We start from the raw sequence: 16,600 nt of genomic DNA on the forward strand, positions 1-16,600 counted from the left end.
GATTCAGATGGCACGATGGCCTAAGCCGGCGGAAGGCAGCTGGACGCAGCACTATCCAGACCTTGGCACCGACCCGATTTCGTTCCGGGACTCCACGTCGCCGGAGTTCTACGCGGTCGAGCGCGAGGCGATCTTCAAACGGGCCTGGCTCAACGTCGCCCGTGTCGAGGAACTCCCCCGCGTCGGCAGCTACCTCACCAAAGACATTGCCGCCGTGGGCACGTCGATCATCGTGGTCAAGGGTAAGGACCAGAAGATCCGGGCGTTCCACAACGTCTGCCGGCACCGCGGAAACAAGCTGGTGTGGAACGACTTTCCCAACGAGGAAACCAAGGGCGTATGCCGGCAGTTCACCTGCAAGTATCACGGCTGGCGCTACGATCTCGACGGCGCGCTGACGTTCGTGCAGCAGGAGTCGGAGTTCTTCGACCTCGACCGCGACGCCTACGGGCTGCGCCCGGTGCACTGTGACGTCTGGAACGGGTTCATCTTCGTCAACTTCGACGACGAGCCACGCCAGACCTTGCGAGAGTTCCTGGGCCCCATGGTCACCGGCCTCGACGGCTACCCGTTCGACAAACTCACCGAGCGCTACGACTGGGCCGCCGACAATAACAGCAACTGGAAGATCTTCGCCGACGCATTCCAGGAGTACTACCACGTGCCATCGCTGCACCCGCAGCAGGTTCCGCCTGAGGTACGCGATCCCAACGCCGGGTTTGAGTGTGCGCACTTCCAGATCGACGGGCCGCACCGGCTGGTGTCGACGGCGGGAACCCGCCGCTGGCTGTTAGCGCCGGAGTACATGTATCCGATCGAACGGGTAACGCGCAGTGGACTTGTCGGGCCGTGGCGGACTCCCGACCTGGGTGAGCTGCCGGCCGGACTCAATCCTGGCGGCATCGAATCGTGGGGGATCAGCAACTTCCAGATCTTCCCGAACCTCGAGATACTGATCTACGGCGGCTGGTATCTGCTGTACCGGTATTGGCCGACGTCGCACAACACTCACCGGTTCGAGGCCTACACCGCGTTTCAGCCGGCCCGCAGTGTGCGCGAACGGATCGAACACGAGGTGGCCGCGGTGGTGCTCAAGGAGTTCGCGCTGCAGGACGCCGGCATGCTTGGCGGCACCCAGGCGGCGCTGGAGACCGGCATCGTCGACGAGTTCCCACTCAACGACCAGGAGATCCTGGTACGTCACTTGCACAAGGTGGTCAACGACTGGGTGGCGCAGTATCAAGCCGAACGCACGCCGGTAAGAGCCAGCCATGGCTGACACATTACTGCCGAGCGCGTTTGCCGAACTCGAGCCGTACGCGCAGATTTGGTGCCTGCCAACCGAATCCGAGCGGTGGAACCGGCGGATGGCCAGCAGCATGGCCGAGATGCGGGAGTTCTACGACGCCTTCTTTCCCCGGCTGGAAGAGGCGATCGAGTATTGCGACAAGTTCTCCCTGGACGACCTTCCCGAGGATGCACTGAACCTGCTGCACCTGATCTATTCGCTGATCATGGTCGCGATGGCGGTGGAAATCATGCATCAACCCCGACCCACCGATGCCGCTGACGCGGTCATGGTTCGCATCGGCGAACCGGTGCCATGAGAGAGGACAGCCAATGAGTCTGCTCACCGTCAGCAAGCTCACCAAGTCGGTGGGCGCCGAAGTCAGCGACATCGACCCCGACCGGCTGGCCACCGACGACGTGCTCGCCGAGGCGGTGCTCGACGCGCTGGAAGACAACGGCGTGCTGGTTTTCCCCGGCCTGCATCTGAATCCCGAAGCGCAGGTGGCGTTTTGTCGTCGGCTCGGCGAAGTGGACCATTCCTCCGACGGCCATCATCCGGTGGCGGGCATCTACCCGATCACCCTGGACCCGTCGAAGAACTCCTCGGCGGCGTATCTGCGCGCCACCTTCGACTGGCACATCGACGGCTGCACCCCGATGGGCGACGAATGCCCGCAAAAGGCCACCGTTCTCTCGGCGCTGCAAGTTGCCGAGCGCGGCGGCGAAACCGAGTTCGCCAGCACGTACGCGGCTTACGACGCGTTGAGCGACGACGAGAAGCAGCGGTTCGCGTCGCTGAAAGTCATTCACTCCCTGGAGGCTTCGCAGCGCCGCGTCACGCCCGACCCCACGCCTGAGCAGTTGGCGCGCTGGCGGTCGCGGCCTACCCACGAGCATCCGCTGGTATGGACACACAACGACGGCCGCAAGTCGCTGGTGCTGGGGGCGTCAGCCGACTACGTAGTCGGCATGGACTTGGATGAAGGCCGCGCGCTGCTGGCCGAGCTGCTGGACCGTGCCACCGTGCCGGACAAGGTGTACAGCCACCGCTGGTCGGTCGGCGACACGGTGATCTGGGACAACCGCGGTGTGCTGCACCGCGCCGCGCCCTACGACCCGGATTCGCCGCGAGAGATGCTGCGCACCACCGTGCTAGGCGACGAACCGATCCAGTAGCCGGTCAGCCCAGCATCGAGGGAACCATCGCTTCGACGAGATGCGGGCCCGGCTCGTCGAATGCGGCTGTAAGAGCTTCGGCGAACTCTTCGACGGCGCTGACCCGCCTTGCGGGCACCCCCATCCCCTCGGCTATCTTGACGAAATCCATTGCGGGGCCGGTTAAGTCGAGCAGCTGCTGGGCTTTGGGGCCGGGGGCACCCTGCGCGCCGACGCGTTGCAGCTCCAGCCGCAGGATGTCGTAGGCGCCGTTGTTGTAGACGACGGTGGTGACGTCGAGGTTTTCCCGCGCCTGCGTCCACAGGCCCGAGATCGTGTACATCGCCGAGCCGTCGGATTCCAGGCAGAGCACCGGCCGGTCCGGTGCGGCGACGGCGGCGCCGACCGCGGCGGGGATGCCGTAGCCGATCGCCCCGCCGGTCAGTGTCAGCCAATCATGCGGAGGCGCACCGGCCGTCGCGGCGGGCAGCGGCAAACCCGACGTGTTCGACTCGTCGACGACGATCGCCTGCTCCGGCAGCAGAGCGCCGATCACGTCGGCTGCCGACATGGCCGTGAGTGCACCCGTCGGCAGCTGCGGACGCGACGGCTCGGCCACCGACGCGACCGTGCCGGGCGCCATCTGGTCGGCCAGCGCCGCGAGTGCATCCGCGGCACCGGTGTGGCCGGCCAGCACGTGCACCTGGCAGCCGTCGGGCACCAGGTCGCTGGGCTTGCCCGGGTAGGCGAAGAACGACACCGGTGATGCCGCCCCGGCCAGTATCAGATGCTTGGCGCCGTCGAGTTGTGCCGCAACGGCTTCGGCGAAGTATGCGAGCCGGTCGACTGCCGGCAGGCCGACACCGCGCTCCAGGCGGGTCGGGAACGTCTCGCAGTACCAGCGCGCACCGGTGGCCGCGGCCACCCGGGCCGCCGCCTGCAAGCCGGCGGCGCGGGTGGCGTCGCCGCCGATGAGGATCACCGTCGGCTCGCCCGAACGCAGCACCTTGGCCGCCAGCTCGACATCCGGTTCCGGATTCGACGTCGCAGTGACCGCGGAGGCGCCGCCGGTAGCTTCTGACCACGAAATGTCCGCTGGCAGGATCAGCGTGGCGACCTGCTGGCCGGCCCGGCTGGCGGCGACGGCGTCGGCGGCATCGGCCGCGACATCACCGTCGGACCGTCGTAGCCAGCCCGACACGCTGCCGGCCAGCGCTTCGATATCGGATTCCAGTGGGGCGTCGTACTTCTTGTGATAGGTGGCGTGGTCGCCGACGACCACCACGATCGGGACGCGGGCCCGGCGCGCGTTGTGGAGGTTGGCCAGCCCGTTGCCCAGCCCGGGTCCGAGATGCAGCAGCACCGCTGCGGGACGATCGGCGATGCGGGCGTATCCGTCGGCGGCGCCGGTGGCTACTCCCTCGAACAGGGTCAGCACCCCGCGCATCCGCGGCACGGTGTCCAGCGCCGCCACGAAATGCATCTCCGACGTGCCCGGGTTGGCGAAGCAGACGTCGACACCACCCTCGACCAAAGTGTTGATTAAGACCTGGGCGCCGTTCACCCTTACGAGGGTAAGTCACGCACTGACGTGGTTGGCGTGCCTCTCGTCGGCGGGACGGGCCTCGGTCTGCTCCTTCGCCCAGCGGTAGTCGGGCTTACCGGCAGGCGACCGCTTGACCTCGTCGACATACCAAAGTGCCCGCGGCACTTTGTATCCCGCGATCTCGCTGCGTACGAACTTGTCGAGTTCGGCCAGCGACGGGCGCATCCCGGGTCGCGGCTGCACGACGGCGGCCACGCACTGGCCGTACCGCTCGTCGGGAACGCCGACCACCAGCGCGTCGAACACGTCGGGATGGCCCTTGAGCGCGGCCTCGACTTCCTCGGGGTAGATCTTCTCCCCGCCGCTGTTGATCGACACCGAGCCGCGCCCCAGCATGGTGACCGTGCCGTCGGCCTCCACCTGCGCGTAGTCGCCGGGGATGGCGTAGCGGACACCGTTGATCGTGCGGAACGTCTCGGCGGTCTTCTTCTCGTCTTTGTAGTAACCGACCGGGATGTTGCCCTTCTTGGCGAGGAACCCGCGCACACCCGAACCGGGCTTGACCTCGTTGCCGTCCTCGTCGAGCACGACCGTGCGGTGGTCGATGGTCACGCGCGGGCCACCGCTGTGCGGCGCGTCCTTGGCGACGACGCTGGTGCCGCCGAAGCCGGTCTCCGACGAGCCGATCGAGTCGGTGATGATCCTGTTGGGAAGCAACTCCAGCAGTTTCTCCTTGATGCTGGGCGAGAACAGCGCCGCGGTGCTGGCCAACAGGAACAGCGACGATAAGTCGTAATCGTTGTCTTTCTGCAGCGCGTCGAGCAGCGGCCGCGCCATCGCGTCACCGGTGAAGAACAGCAGGTTCACCTTGTGCTCGTGAATCGTGCGCCACACCTCGTCGGCGTCGAATTCGGGTGCCAGCACAGTGGTTTGACCCGAGAAGAGCGACATCCAGGTGGCCGACTGGGTGGCACCGTGGATCATCGGCGGGATCGGGTAGCGGACCATCGGCGGATTCTGCGCGGCGGCCTTGGCCAGGTCGTACTCGTCCTTGACGAATTCGCCTGTGGCGAAGTCGGTTCCGCCGAACAGTACCCGGTAGATGTCCTCGTGGCGCCACATCACACCCTTGGGGAAACCGGTGGTGCCGCCGGTGTACAGCAGGTAGATGTCATCGGCGCTGCGAGGGCCGAAATCTCTTTCCGGAGAGCCTTTTTCGAGGGCGGAGTGAAACTCGACGCCGCCGTAGCGCTGGTAGTCCTTGTCGCTGCCGTCCTCGACCACCAGCACCGTCTTGACGTTCGGGGTGTCCGGCAAGACGTTGGCTACGCGGTCGGAGTACTGGCGCTCGTGCACCAGCGCCACCATGTCGGAGTTGTCGAACAGGTACCGCAGCTCGCCCTCGACGTAGCGGAAGTTGACGTTGACCAGGATGGCGCCGGCCTTGACGATGCCCAGCATCGCGATCACGATCTCGATGCGGTTGCGGCAGTACAGGCCGACCTTGTCGTCCTTCATCACACCCTGGTCGATCAGGTAGTGCGCAAGGCGGTTGGCCTTCTCCTCGAGTTGCGCGTACGTGAGCTGGTCGTCGCCACAGATCAGGGCGACGCGGTCAGGCACGGCGTCGATGGCATGCTCGGCTAAGTCGGCTATGTTCAGGGCCACGGACCCCAAATTAGAACGTGTTACATTTTCTGACAAGTCTGGGCCCGACAGCCAGGAAGGCGGACACCGGTGAGCGAGTCCGAAAAAGAAGCCGACGCCCTCATTGAGCAGCGCGGACACACCCTGATCGTCACGATGAACCGGCCGTCGGCGCGCAACGCGCTGAGCGGCGAAATGATGCAAATCATGGTCGAGGCGTGGGACCGCGTCGACAACGATCCCGACATCCGCTGCGCCGTCCTGACCGGGGCCGGCGGCTATTTCTGCGCCGGCATGGACCTCAAGGCAGCCACCGCCAAGCCGCCGGGCGAGTCGTTCAAGGACGGCAGCTACGACCCGTCGCGCATCGATGCGCTGCTCAAGGGGCGGCGGCTGACCAAGCCGCTGATCGCCGCCGTCGAGGGCCCGGCCATTGCCGGCGGCACCGAGATCCTGCAGGGCACCGACATCCGGGTGGCCGGCGAGAGCGCCAAGTTCGGCATCTCGGAGGCGCGCTGGAGCCTGTATCCGATGGGCGGCTCGGCGGTGCGGCTGGTCCGGCAGATCCCCTACACCGTGGCCTGCGACCTGCTGCTGACCGGACGGCACATCACCGCCGCCGAGGCCAAGGAGATCGGGCTGATCGGACACGTCGTACCCGACGGGCAGGCGTTGTCCAAGGCTTTGGAGATCGCCGACGTCATCTCGAACAACGGCCCGCTGGCGGTGCAGGCGATCCTGCGGTCCATCCGCGAGACCGAGGGCATGCACGAGAACGAGGCGTTCAAGATAGACACCCAGCTCGGCATCAAGGTGTTCCTGTCCGACGACGCCAAGGAAGGCCCGCGCGCGTTCAAGGAGAAGCGCGCTCCGCAGTTCCGCGGGCGGTAACCCCTTTGGGGCCGAGTGTGCGGCCAGCCGCACGTTCGGACACCAGCGTGCGGCCAGCCGCACGTTCGGCGGTCAGGGGAGCACGGGTGCCGTCGGCGTGAAGACCACCGGCATAGATTCCAGGCCGCTGACGAAGTTGGCCGGCCGCAGCGGCAACCCGTCATCGGAGGCCAGCCGCAAATCCGGCAACCGTTGCAATACCCGCGACGTCATCAGCGAAAGCTCCAGCCGGGCAAGCTGATTGCCCAGGCAGAAGTGGGTTCCGAAGCCGAAAGCCATGTGGTTGTTGGGGTCTCGGCGGATGTCGAATTGCTCCGGGTTGTCGAACACCGACTCGTCGAAGTTGCCCGACTCGAACAGCAGCATCATCTTCTCGCCCTGACGCAACGACGTACCGTGGAATTCGGTGTCCGCCGTCAAGGTTCGGCACATGTTCTTCACCGGCGACGTCCATCGCAGCATCTCCTCGATGGCGCCGGGCAACAGCGACGGGTCGGCCACCAGCTGCTCCCACTGGTCATGGTTGCGCAGCAGCTGCTCGGTACCACCGGACAGGGTGTGCCGAGTGGTCTCGTCGCCGCCGATCAGGATCAGCAGCGTCTCGAAGACGATCTCGTCGTCGGACATCCGCTGCCCGTCGACCTCGGCGTTCACCAGAATCGAGAACAGGTCTTCGGTGGGTTCGGACCGGCGCTGGGTGATGATGTCCTTAGTGAATTCGGTGTAGGCGGCGAAAGCGTCCATCACGGCCACGAATTCGGCCGACGTCGGATCCAAATGCGAACTCAGCCCGGTCACCAGATCGTCGGACCACTTCAACAACATCCCGCGGTCCTCGGGCAGCACGCCCAGCATGTCGCCGATCACCGCCATCGGCAGTGGCGCGGCGATATCGCGAACGAAGTCGCACTCGCCGCGCTCACACACGGCGTCGATCAGCGTGTCGCACAGCCGGCCAATCGAGGGCTCCTTCTCGCGCACCCTTTTACGGGTGAACCCGGCGTTGACGAGCTTGCGCCGCAACAGATGTGCGGGATCGTCCATGTCGATCATGTACGGCATACCCGGCTGGTCCGGCCGGATACCGCCGGTGGAAGAGAACAATTCGGGATTGCGCTCGGCGTCGATGATCGCCTGATACGTCGTCGCGGCGGCCAAACCGTTGCGGTCCCGGAAAACCGGTTGATTGGCCCGCATCCAGCGATACGCCTCGCGGGCTCGCCGGCCGTCGGCATAGAAAGTGCCATCGGTCAGATCAACGTCTGGAATCGTGACCGTCATCTACTAACCTCCAGATATGCCTGAATCACAACACACCATCGCCGGGACCGTGCTGACCATGCCGGTCCGGGTTCGAAAGGCTGACGTACATACCGCGATGTTCTCGGTGGACGCCGAGGCGGCGCAGCGGCTCATCGACTACAGCGGTCTGCGGGTCTGTCAGCACCGACCCGGCAGGGCTGTGGTCAACCTGATGCTGGCCCGCTACATCGACGGCGATCTCGGGCAGTACCACGAATTCGGCACCGCCGTGATGGTCAACCCGCCGGGCTCGACGGCTGGCGGCTGGCGGGCTTTCAAGGATGCCGCGGCGTTCATCCACCACCTGCCGGTGGACCAATCCTTCACCCTGGAGGCAGGCCGAACCATTTGGGGTTTCCCAAAGATCATGGCGGACTTCACCGTTCGCGAGGGACGCACGTTTGCGTTCGACGTCAGCGCCGAGGGTTCGCACATCGCCGGCATCGACTTCGGCCGCGGCCTGCCGGTGCCGTCGATCTTCACGTCGCGCGGGCAGGTGCTCAAGACCTACACCTACGCCGACGGCACCACCCGCGAGGTGCCGTGGGAGATGAAGGTCAGCGGGCTGCGCGGCCGGCCCGGCGGAGCGACGGTGCGGCTCGGCGATCACCCCTACGCCAAGGAGCTGGCGTCGCTGGGCCTGCCGAAGCGCGCGATGGTGTCCGGGTCGGTCGCCAACGTGGAAATGTCGTTCGGCGACGCCCACCCGCTCACCTGACCGGGTTCGATTGCCCGGCTCCTCCTCATCGCGCTGCGCGCTCTGCATCGTCGCCGGGCGGGCCATCCCGCCAATTTAGAACGTGTTCTAGTCGGACCGCAACGGTCAGATCAGCGAGGCGAGCTCGCGAATCTGCTCGGTGCTGCGACCGGACACCACCATCATGGTCACGCCGGCGGCCTCCCACGCCTTGATCTGCTCACGCACGTAATCCAGGTCGCCGACGATCGCGGCGTCGTCGATGACTTCGTCCGGGATGATCTCCGCGGCTCGTTCTTTGCCGTCCTTGCGTCCACTGCGGAAGAGCCTGGTGACCTCGTCGACGACCTCGGCGTAGCCCATCCGGCGGTACACGTCGGCGTGGAAGTTGGTGTCTTCGGCACCCATCCCGCCCATGTAGAGCGCGATATACGGCTTCATGGCGGCGAAGGCAGCGGCGCGGTCATTGGTGATGACGATGTTGGCCGTCGCGCAGACCTCGAAGTCCTCGCGGCTGCGCCGCGCCCCGGGCCGAGCGAACCCCTCGTCGAGCCATTCGTTGTACATGCCGGCCAGCCGCGGCGTGTAGAAGATCGGCAGCCAGCCGTCGCAGATCTCGGCGGCCAGCGCGACGTTCTTCGGGCCTTCGGCACCCAACAGGATCGGGATGTCGGCCCGCAGCGGATGAGTGATTGGCTTCAATGCTTTGCCCAAACCCGTTGTGCCGTCGGTGGTTAACGGCAGCGGGTAGTGCGGGCCGTCGCTGGTCACCGGCTTCTCTCGGGCCAGGACCTGGCGCACGATGTCGATGTACTCGCGGGTGCGGGCCAGCGGCTTGGGAAAGCGCTGGCCGTACCAGCCCTCGACCACCTGCGGGCCGGAGACCCCGAGGCCCAGCATGTGCCGGCCACCGCTCAGATGATCCAAAGTCAGCGCGGCCATCGCGCACGCTGTCGGGGTGCGCGCGGACAGCTGCACGACCGACGTGCCCAGCCGCACGCGTCGGGTCGACGCTCCCCACCAGGCCAACGGGGTGTAGGCGTCCGACCCCCACGCTTCTGCGGTGAACACCGCGTCGAAGCCGGCCTCTTCGGCCGCGGCCACCAGTTCACCGGCGTTCTCCGGCGGCTGAGCGCCCCAATATCCCAGTTGCAGTCCCAGCTTCATCTCCGGCTCCTTGCTCAGATTCTTAGAACCTGTTCTACTCGAAGGCGTGACACCTAGTTCAACTCGCCCACCGCTGATCGAACACCCGGAGCCGCCCCTCTCGGCGCCGCTGACGCTGTCGTTCGACTACACCCGTTCGGTCGGTCCCACCCTGGGCAAATTCTTCACTGCCCTTCGTGAACGCCGCATCCTCGGGGTGCGCGGAACCGATGGCCGGGTGCATGTGCCGCCGGCCGAATACGACCCGGTCAGCTACGAACCGCTGGGCGAGATGGTACCGGTGGCGGCCACCGGCACCGTCGAGTCCTGGACGTGGCAGCCCCAGCCGCTGGAGGGTCAGCCGCTGGACCGCCCGTTCGCCTGGGCACTGATCAAGCTCGACGGCGCCGACACCCCGCTGCTGCACGCCGTCGATGCCGGCACGCCCGACGCGATCAATCGCGGCACCCGGGTGCACGTGCACTGGGCCGACGAGCCTGCTGGCGCCATCACCGACATCGCGTACTTCGCGCTGGGTGACGAAGCCGAACCAGAGGGCCAATCCGACGACCGCGACCCGGTGACGATCATCGAGACACCGATCAGCCTGACGATCCAGCACAGTGCGTCACAGCCGGAAAGCGCCTATCTGCGCGCGCTTCAGGAAGGCAAGCTGCTGGGCGCCCGCACCGGCGAGGCCGGCAAGGTGTATTTCCCGGCACGCGAGGCCGACCCGGCAACCGGTGTGGCGCTCGACAATTACGTCGAGCTGCCGGACAAGGGCACGGTGACGACGTTCGCCATCATCAACATCCCGTTCGCGGGCCAGCGCATCAAGCCGCCGTATGTGGCGGCCTACGTGCTGCTCGACGGGGCCGATATTCCGTTCCTGCACTTGGTTACCGACATCGACGCGTCCGAGGTGCGGATGGGCATGCGGGTCGAGGCGGTGTGGCGGCCCCGCGAGGAATGGGGTCTGGGCATCGACAACATCTCGCATTTCCGGCCCACTGGCGAACCGGACGCCGACTACGACACCTACAAGCACCACCTGTAAAGGCTGTTATGAGTACTCGTGATGTAGCCGTGGTGGGGTTCGCCCACGCCCCGCACGTACGCCGCACCGACGGCACCACCAACGGCGTCGAAATGCTGATGCCGTGCTTCGCCGAGCTCTACGACGAGCTCGGCATCACCAAAGCCGATATCGGGTTCTGGTGTTCGGGCTCCTCGGATTACCTTGCCGGACGGGCGTTCTCGTTCATCTCGGCGATCGACTCGATTGGCGCGGTACCGCCCATCAACGAGTCGCATGTCGAGATGGACGCCGCATGGGCTTTGTATGAGGCCTACATCAAGCTGTTGACCGGTGAGGTCGACACTGCGCTCGTGTACGGGTTCGGCAAGTCCTCGGCAGGCGTGTTACGCCGCATCCTGTCGCGGCAGACCGACCCGTACACCGTGGCGCCGTTGTGGCCGGACTCGGTGTCGATGGCCGGGCTGCAGGCCCGCTTCGGGCTGGACGCCGGCAAGTGGACCGCCGAGCAGATGGCGCAGGTGGCGCTGGACTCGTTCGCCCACGCCGAGCGCACCGACTCGGAGAAGCCGGCCAAGAGCATCGACGAGCTGCTTGCCCGGCCGTTCTTCGCCGATCCGCTGCGCCGCCACGACATTGCGCCGATCACCGACGGCGCCGCCGCGATCGTGCTGGCCGCCGACGGCCGAGCTCGCGAACTGCGCGAAAACCCGGCCTGGATCACCGGTTTCGACCATCGCATCGAGACGCCGGTGCTGGGCGCGCGTGAGCTGACCACCTCCCCGTCGACGGCGACGTCGGCGCAGACGGCAACCGGCGGCGACGTCGCCTCGATCGACGTCGCGGAAATCCATGCGCCGTTCACCCACCAGCACCTGATCCTCACCGAGGCGATCGGATTGGGCTCGTCGACGCGGGTCAACCCGTCTGGCGGCGCGCTGGCGGCCAACCCGATGTTCGTCGCCGGCCTGGAGCGCATCGGCTTTGCCGCGCAGCACATCTGGGACGGCTCCGCGCAGCGGGTGCTGGCCCATGCCACCAGCGGGCCTGCGCTGCAACAGAATCTGGTCGCGGTTATGGAGGCACGATGACCGCGCCGACGACGATGCAGAGCGCGAAGCGCGATGAGGAGGAGTGGCGCTGATGACCAAGCAGTTAGCCGCGGTGCTCGGTACCGGGCAGACCAAATACGTCGCGAAGCGGCAAGACGTGTCGATGAACGGCCTGGTGCGCGAGGCGATCGACCGTGCGCTGGCCGACTCGGGCTTGACGTTCGACGACATCGACGCCGTCGTGGTCGGCAAGGCGCCGGATTTCTTCGAGGGCGTCATGATGCCGGAGCTGTTCATGGCCGACGCCGTGGGCGCCACCGGCAAACCGCTGATCCGGGTGCACACCGCCGGCTCGGTCGGCGGCTCCACCGGTGTGGTGGCGGCCAGCCTGGTGCAGTCGGGCCAGTACCGCAGGGTGCTGGCGATGGCCTGGGAAAAGCAGTCGGAGTCAAACGCCATGTGGGCGTTGAGTATTCCGGTACCGTTCACCAAGCCGGTGGGCGCCGGCGCCGGTGGTTATTTCGCTCCCCACGTACGCTCCTACATCCGCCGGTCGGGCGCACCGACACACATCGGTGCCATGGTGGCCGTCAAGGATCGGCTCAACGGCGCCAAGAACCCGCTGGCACATCTGCAGCAGGCCGACATCACACTGGAGAAGGTCATGTCGTCGCAGATGCTGTGGGACCCGATCCGTTTCGACGAGACCTGCCCGTCGTCCGACGGCGCCTGCGCGGTGGTGATCGGCGACGAGCAGACCGCCGATCAGCGGCTCGCCGACGGTCATCCGGTGGCCTGGATCCACGCCACCGCGTTGCGCACCGAGCCACTGGCGTATTCCGGCCGTGACCAAGTCAATCCGCAGGCCGGCCGCGACGCCGCCAAGGCGCTGTGGAAGGCAGCAGGCATCACCAGCCCGATCGACGAGATCGACGCGGCCGAGATCTACGTGCCGTTCTCCTGGTTCGAGCCGATGTGGTTGGAGAACTTGGGGTTTGCGCCCGAGGGCGAAGGTTGGAAGCTCACCGAGGCCGGCGAAACCGCGATCGGCGGGCGGCTGCCGGTCAATCCGTCCGGCGGGGTGCTCTCGTCGAACCCGATCGGGGCGTCCGGTCTGATCCGCTTCGCGGAGGCGGCCATCCAGGTGATGGGCAAGGGTGAGGCACACCAGGTTCCGAATGCACGAAAGGCTTTGGGCCATGCCTACGGCGGCGGCTCGCAGTACTACTCGATGTGGGTGGTGGGGGCCGACAAGCCATGAAGTACACCTGCAGCATCGCGATGGGCCCGATCGACCAGTTGACCGAGCTGGCCACGGCCGCCGAAGAGGCCGGCTTCGACGCGATCGCGCTGCCGGATTCGCTGTTCTACATGGAAAAGGCGGCCGCGGATTACCCGTACACGCCGGACGGCTCGCGGATGTGGGACGAGAACACCCCCTGGGTGGACCCGCTGATCGCCGCCGCGGCGATGGGCGCGGTCACGTCGACGCTGCGCTTCTACACCAACGTGATGAAGCTGGGTTCCCGCAACCCGCTGCTGCTCGCCCGCCAGGTTGGCTCAGTGGCCAACCTGACGGGTAACCGCTTCGGCTTCGGCGTCGGAATCGGCTGGGCACCCGAGGAATTCGAGTGGTGCGGGGTACCGTATGCGCGGCGCGGCGCTCGCGTCGACGAAATGATCGAGGTCATCAAGCTGGTGCTCGGCGGCGGGATGGTCGAATTCCACGGCGAATTCTTCGATTTCGACCGACTGCAGATGAGCCCCGCCCCGTCGGAACCCGTGCCGTTCTACGTCGGCGGGCACACCGACGTCGCACTCAAGCGCGCCGCCCGGGTCGGCGACGGCTGGACCAGCGCGATGATGACCGGCGACCAGCTGGCCGACACCATCGGAAAGCTCAACGCTTTGCGGGCCGAATACGGCCGCGCCGACCAGCCGTTCGAATACCAGGCGGTGTGCGTCGACAAGTTCGGCGTCGACGGGCATCGGCAGCTGGCCGAGATCGGTGTCACCGACAACATCGTGATCCCCTGGCTGATGGACGGGTTGGGCTTCGACGCGCCGCTGGAAAAGAAGAAGGACTCGCTGAAGCGCTTCGCCGACACCTATATCCACTCGGGATGGCAAAACAAATGACCGACAACGCGGCTCACGAAGCCGGAAAGCGTTCCCGCGAAGCGGTAATCGCGCGTGACAAAGACGCGTGGCTTTCGGTGTTCGCCGACGACGCGATCGTCGAGGACCCGATCGGGCCGTCGCATTTCGACCCGGAAGGCAAAGGCCACCGCGGCCGCGACGCGATCTCGGCGTTCTGGGACAAGGCGATTGCACCGACGGACAAGATCGAGTTCAACTTCGTCGACACCTTCCAGTGCGGCAACGAGGAAGCCAACGTCGGCAACATCGTGATCACGACGGCCGGCTATCAGGTCACCGCCGAAGGAGTGTTCACCTACAGGGCCGACGACGACGGCAGGTTGGTGGCACTGCGGGCTTACTGGGAAGTCGACCGCGCGACCGCGACCGCCCGCAAGATCTAAAGCGGCTCCAGGCCGGTCAGATAGCGCCGGGCCAAGTCTTGGTACGCCTGCGGATTGACGTTCACCCAGGTTTCGGCGCCGGTCCCGGCGATCGGCCCCTTGACGGTGGCCGGCGCCCCGACCACCAGCACCTCTTCCGGGATTTTCGTGCCGGCCACCACCAGCGCGCCCGCCGCTATCAGGCTGCGCGCCCCGATCACCGCGCCGTCGAGCACGGTGGCGTGGTTGGCGATCAACGCCTCCGCGCCGACGTGCACCCCGTGGATGGTGCACATGTGCGCGACGGTCGCTCCGGGGCCGATGTCGACGGGAATGCCCGGCGGTGCGTGCAACACCGACCCGTCCTGCACGTTGGCGCCCTCACGCACGATGACGGGCGCATAGTCGCCGCGCAACACGGCGTTGAACCACACCGAAGCCCCGGCCTCGACGGTGACGTCGCCGATCAGCGTGGCGGTAGGGGCGACGAACGCGGTCGGGTCGACCTTCGGCGACCGGCCCTCGAATGCGAATAGCGGCATCGTTCAGATATACCGCAGCACGGGTAATCGCAGACAGGCGCGGCCGTCGTTGCGCGATCCGGCGGAAAAACTGTAACGTGTTCTAGTTAGAGACATCGAGTTGGAGGCGTCATGGCTACCGAGACCGCCGGCATTCGCGAGATCGACACCGGCACCCTGCCCGACAGGTATGCCCGCGGCTGGCACTGCCTTGGCCCGGTCACGAACTATCTGGACGGCAAGCCCCACGGGGTCGAGGCGTTCGGCACTCACCTCGTGGTGTTTGCCGACTCGCACGGCGACCTGAAGGTCCTCGACGGGTACTGCCGGCACATGGGCGGCAACCTGGCCCAGGGCACGATCAAGGGCGACGAAGTCGCCTGCCCGTTCCACGACTGGCGCTGGGGCGGCGACGGCAAATGCAAGCTCGTCCCCTACGCCAAGCGCACTCCGAAGCTGGCCCGCACGCGGGCCTGGCACACCGACGTGCGCGGTGGACTGCTGTTCGTCTGGCACGACCACGAGGGCAACCCGCCGCAGCCGGAAGTGCGCATCCCCGAGATCCCCGAGGCCTCCAGCGACGAGTGGACCGACTGGCGGTGGAATTCGATGCTGATCGAGGGCAGCAACTGCCGCGACATCATCGACAACGTCACCGACATGGCGCACTTCTTCTACATCCACTTCGGTCTGCCGACGTACTTCAAGAACGTCTTCGAGGGCCACATCGCCTCGCAGTACCTGCACAACGTCGGCCGCCCCGACATCGACGACATGGGTACCACTTACGGTGAGGCACACCTGGATTCGGAGGCCTCCTACTTCGGTCCGTCGTTCATGATCAACTGGCTGCACAACAAATACGGCGACTACAAGGCCGAGTCGATCCTGATCAACTGCCACTACCCGGTGACGCAGGATTCGTTCGTGCTGCAGTGGGGCGTCATCGTCGAAAAACCCAAGGGGCTCGACGACGCAACCACCGAGAAGCTCGCGGCGACGTTCACCGAGGGTGTCAGCAAGGGCTTCCTGCAGGATGTCGAGATCTGGAAGCACAAGACCCGCATCGACAACCCACTGCTCGTCGAGGAGGACGGCGCTGTCTACCAGATGCGGCGCTGGTATCAGCAGTTCTACGTCGATGCCGACAAGGTGACGCCGGACATGACCGACCGCTTCGAGATCGAGGTCGACACTACGGTTGCCAACGAGCGCTGGCACGTCGAGGTCGAGGAAAACCTCAAGCGGCAAGCCGAGTCAAAAGGACAACCGACTCAGGTTTCAGGGTGACCGGCAGCCCCGAACCGCCCGACGTCGACCGGCTGGCCCGGGCGATGCTGCTGCTGCACGGGGCGCACGACGACGACCACCCGTCGATACCGCAGGATCGTCGATCCTGGTCCAAGGCACCGGCTTTCGCCGACGATCCACAACGCGCCGCCGCGGTGCGCGAAGCCACCCAGGCCGACCGCGATCGCTACCTGAAGTCCGGTCTGCAGCCGGTGGACTGCCGGTTCTGCCACGTCACCGTCGACGTCAAGAAACTCGGGCCCGGCCACACCGCGGTGCAATGGAACACCGAAGCAGCGCAGCGCTGCGCGTATTTCGCCGAACTTCGCGCATCCGGCGGCGACAGCGCACGCACCAAGTCGTGCCCCAAGTTGACCGACAGCATCAAACATGCCGTGGCCGAGGGCATTCTGGACCTGGCCGACTGAGTTCCCTTGCGCGAGCAGACGCAGAATCGCACGATTTGGTGCGCGACAACGCGATTCTGCGTCTCTCTCGAAAATAG

General features: G+C 66.1%; 17 protein-coding genes. 12 read left to right on the plus strand and 5 right to left on the minus strand.

Annotation, left to right across the window (positions count from 1 at the left end; genetic code table 11):
- Window positions 1–7 precede the first annotated feature (7 nt).
- The 3 genes from MFM001_RS21150 to MFM001_RS21160 are packed head-to-tail and all read left to right on the plus strand — an operon-like array spanning window position 8 to window position 2,466.
- On the plus strand, window positions 8–1,279 hold the full coding sequence (locus MFM001_RS21150) for an SRPBCC family protein (protein ID WP_116377222.1): 1,272 nt from the start codon (window positions 8–10) through the stop codon (window positions 1,277–1,279).
- Window positions 1,272–1,607 (plus strand): hypothetical protein, encoded by a 336-nt coding sequence (locus tag MFM001_RS21155; RefSeq protein ID WP_116377223.1) that lies wholly within the window; start codon window positions 1,272–1,274, stop codon window positions 1,605–1,607. Before MFM001_RS21150 ends, MFM001_RS21155 begins: the two co-directional genes overlap by 8 nt.
- Before the next feature lie 13 nt (window positions 1,608–1,620).
- Window positions 1,621–2,466: a TauD/TfdA family dioxygenase gene (locus tag MFM001_RS21160; RefSeq protein ID WP_116377224.1), complete on the plus strand. Its 846-nt coding sequence runs from the start codon at window positions 1,621–1,623 to the stop codon at window positions 2,464–2,466.
- Window positions 2,467–2,470: 4 nt separating this feature from the next.
- Here the strand turns inward: MFM001_RS21160 and MFM001_RS21165 are convergent, their stop codons facing one another.
- Together MFM001_RS21165 and MFM001_RS21170 are read right to left on the minus strand one after the other, a co-directional pair.
- A complete protein-coding gene (locus MFM001_RS21165) occupies window positions 2,471–4,009 on the minus strand; it encodes an acetolactate synthase large subunit (protein ID WP_116377225.1) in 1,539 nt (512 codons plus the stop codon).
- A gap of 15 nt (window positions 4,010–4,024) precedes the next feature.
- Complete coding sequence (locus MFM001_RS21170) at window positions 4,025–5,668, minus strand: acyl-CoA synthetase (RefSeq protein WP_116377226.1); 1,644 nt, start codon at window positions 5,666–5,668, stop codon at window positions 4,025–4,027.
- A gap of 60 nt (window positions 5,669–5,728) precedes the next feature.
- Here MFM001_RS21170 and MFM001_RS21175 point away from each other — a divergent pair, with 60 nt between their 5' ends.
- Complete coding sequence (locus MFM001_RS21175) at window positions 5,729–6,529, plus strand: crotonase/enoyl-CoA hydratase family protein (protein ID WP_116377227.1); 801 nt, start codon at window positions 5,729–5,731, stop codon at window positions 6,527–6,529.
- Window positions 6,530–6,601: 72 nt separating this feature from the next.
- Here MFM001_RS21175 and MFM001_RS21180 read toward each other — a convergent pair whose 3' ends face one another.
- Window positions 6,602–7,810: a cytochrome P450 gene (locus MFM001_RS21180; protein ID WP_116377228.1), complete on the minus strand. Its 1,209-nt coding sequence runs from the start codon at window positions 7,808–7,810 to the stop codon at window positions 6,602–6,604.
- 16 nt (window positions 7,811–7,826) lie between these two features.
- Between MFM001_RS21180 and MFM001_RS21185 the strand changes: the two genes are divergently transcribed.
- Window positions 7,827–8,549 (plus strand): acetoacetate decarboxylase family protein, encoded by a 723-nt coding sequence (locus MFM001_RS21185; protein ID WP_192887012.1) that lies wholly within the window; start codon window positions 7,827–7,829, stop codon window positions 8,547–8,549.
- A gap of 105 nt (window positions 8,550–8,654) precedes the next feature.
- On the opposite strand, the gene MFM001_RS21190 is transcribed toward MFM001_RS21185, so the two are convergent.
- A complete protein-coding gene (locus MFM001_RS21190; protein ID WP_116377229.1) occupies window positions 8,655–9,695 on the minus strand; it encodes an LLM class F420-dependent oxidoreductase in 1,041 nt (346 codons plus the stop codon).
- A gap of 73 nt (window positions 9,696–9,768) precedes the next feature.
- Here MFM001_RS21190 and MFM001_RS21195 point away from each other — a divergent pair, with 73 nt between their 5' ends.
- Genes MFM001_RS21195 through MFM001_RS21215 form a run of 5 tightly spaced genes read left to right on the plus strand, consistent with a single transcriptional unit; the run spans window position 9,769 to window position 14,305 of the window.
- Window positions 9,769–10,731, plus strand: coding sequence for an OB-fold nucleic acid binding domain-containing protein (locus MFM001_RS21195; RefSeq protein ID WP_192887015.1), 963 nt, complete (start codon window positions 9,769–9,771; stop codon window positions 10,729–10,731).
- 8 nt (window positions 10,732–10,739) lie between these two features.
- Window positions 10,740–11,801, plus strand: coding sequence for a thiolase domain-containing protein (locus tag MFM001_RS21200; protein ID WP_116377231.1), 1,062 nt, complete (start codon window positions 10,740–10,742; stop codon window positions 11,799–11,801).
- Between the two features lie 52 nt (window positions 11,802–11,853).
- Window positions 11,854–13,023 carry a thiolase domain-containing protein gene (locus tag MFM001_RS21205; RefSeq protein ID WP_116377251.1) on the plus strand — a complete coding sequence of 390 codons (1,170 nt, stop codon included), beginning with the start codon at window positions 11,854–11,856 and terminating at the stop codon, window positions 13,021–13,023.
- The gene (locus MFM001_RS21210) at window positions 13,020–13,901 is read left to right on the plus strand and encodes a TIGR03619 family F420-dependent LLM class oxidoreductase (protein WP_116377232.1); all 882 of its coding nucleotides are present in this window, start codon (window positions 13,020–13,022) and stop codon (window positions 13,899–13,901) included. Before MFM001_RS21205 ends, MFM001_RS21210 begins: the two co-directional genes overlap by 4 nt.
- On the plus strand, window positions 13,898–14,305 hold the full coding sequence (locus MFM001_RS21215; RefSeq protein ID WP_116377233.1) for a nuclear transport factor 2 family protein: 408 nt from the start codon (window positions 13,898–13,900) through the stop codon (window positions 14,303–14,305). Before MFM001_RS21210 ends, MFM001_RS21215 begins: the two co-directional genes overlap by 4 nt.
- Here the strand turns inward: MFM001_RS21215 and MFM001_RS21220 are convergent.
- A complete protein-coding gene (locus MFM001_RS21220) occupies window positions 14,302–14,826 on the minus strand; it encodes a gamma carbonic anhydrase family protein (RefSeq protein WP_116377234.1) in 525 nt (174 codons plus the stop codon). The two genes, MFM001_RS21215 and MFM001_RS21220, sit on opposite strands and share 4 nt — an antisense overlap.
- Window positions 14,827–14,937: 111 nt before the next feature.
- On the opposite strand from MFM001_RS21220, the gene MFM001_RS21225 reads away from it, so the two are divergent.
- A complete protein-coding gene (locus MFM001_RS21225; RefSeq protein WP_116377235.1) occupies window positions 14,938–16,095 on the plus strand; it encodes a Rieske 2Fe-2S domain-containing protein in 1,158 nt (385 codons plus the stop codon).
- 44 nt (window positions 16,096–16,139) lie between these two features.
- On the plus strand, window positions 16,140–16,523 hold the full coding sequence (locus MFM001_RS21230; protein WP_116377252.1) for a hypothetical protein: 384 nt from the start codon (window positions 16,140–16,142) through the stop codon (window positions 16,521–16,523).
- The last annotated feature ends 77 nt before the right edge of the window (window positions 16,524–16,600 follow it).

Source organism: Mycobacterium sp. MFM001, assembly GCF_003402475.1.
GTDB lineage: Bacteria > Actinomycetota > Actinomycetes > Mycobacteriales > Mycobacteriaceae > Mycobacterium.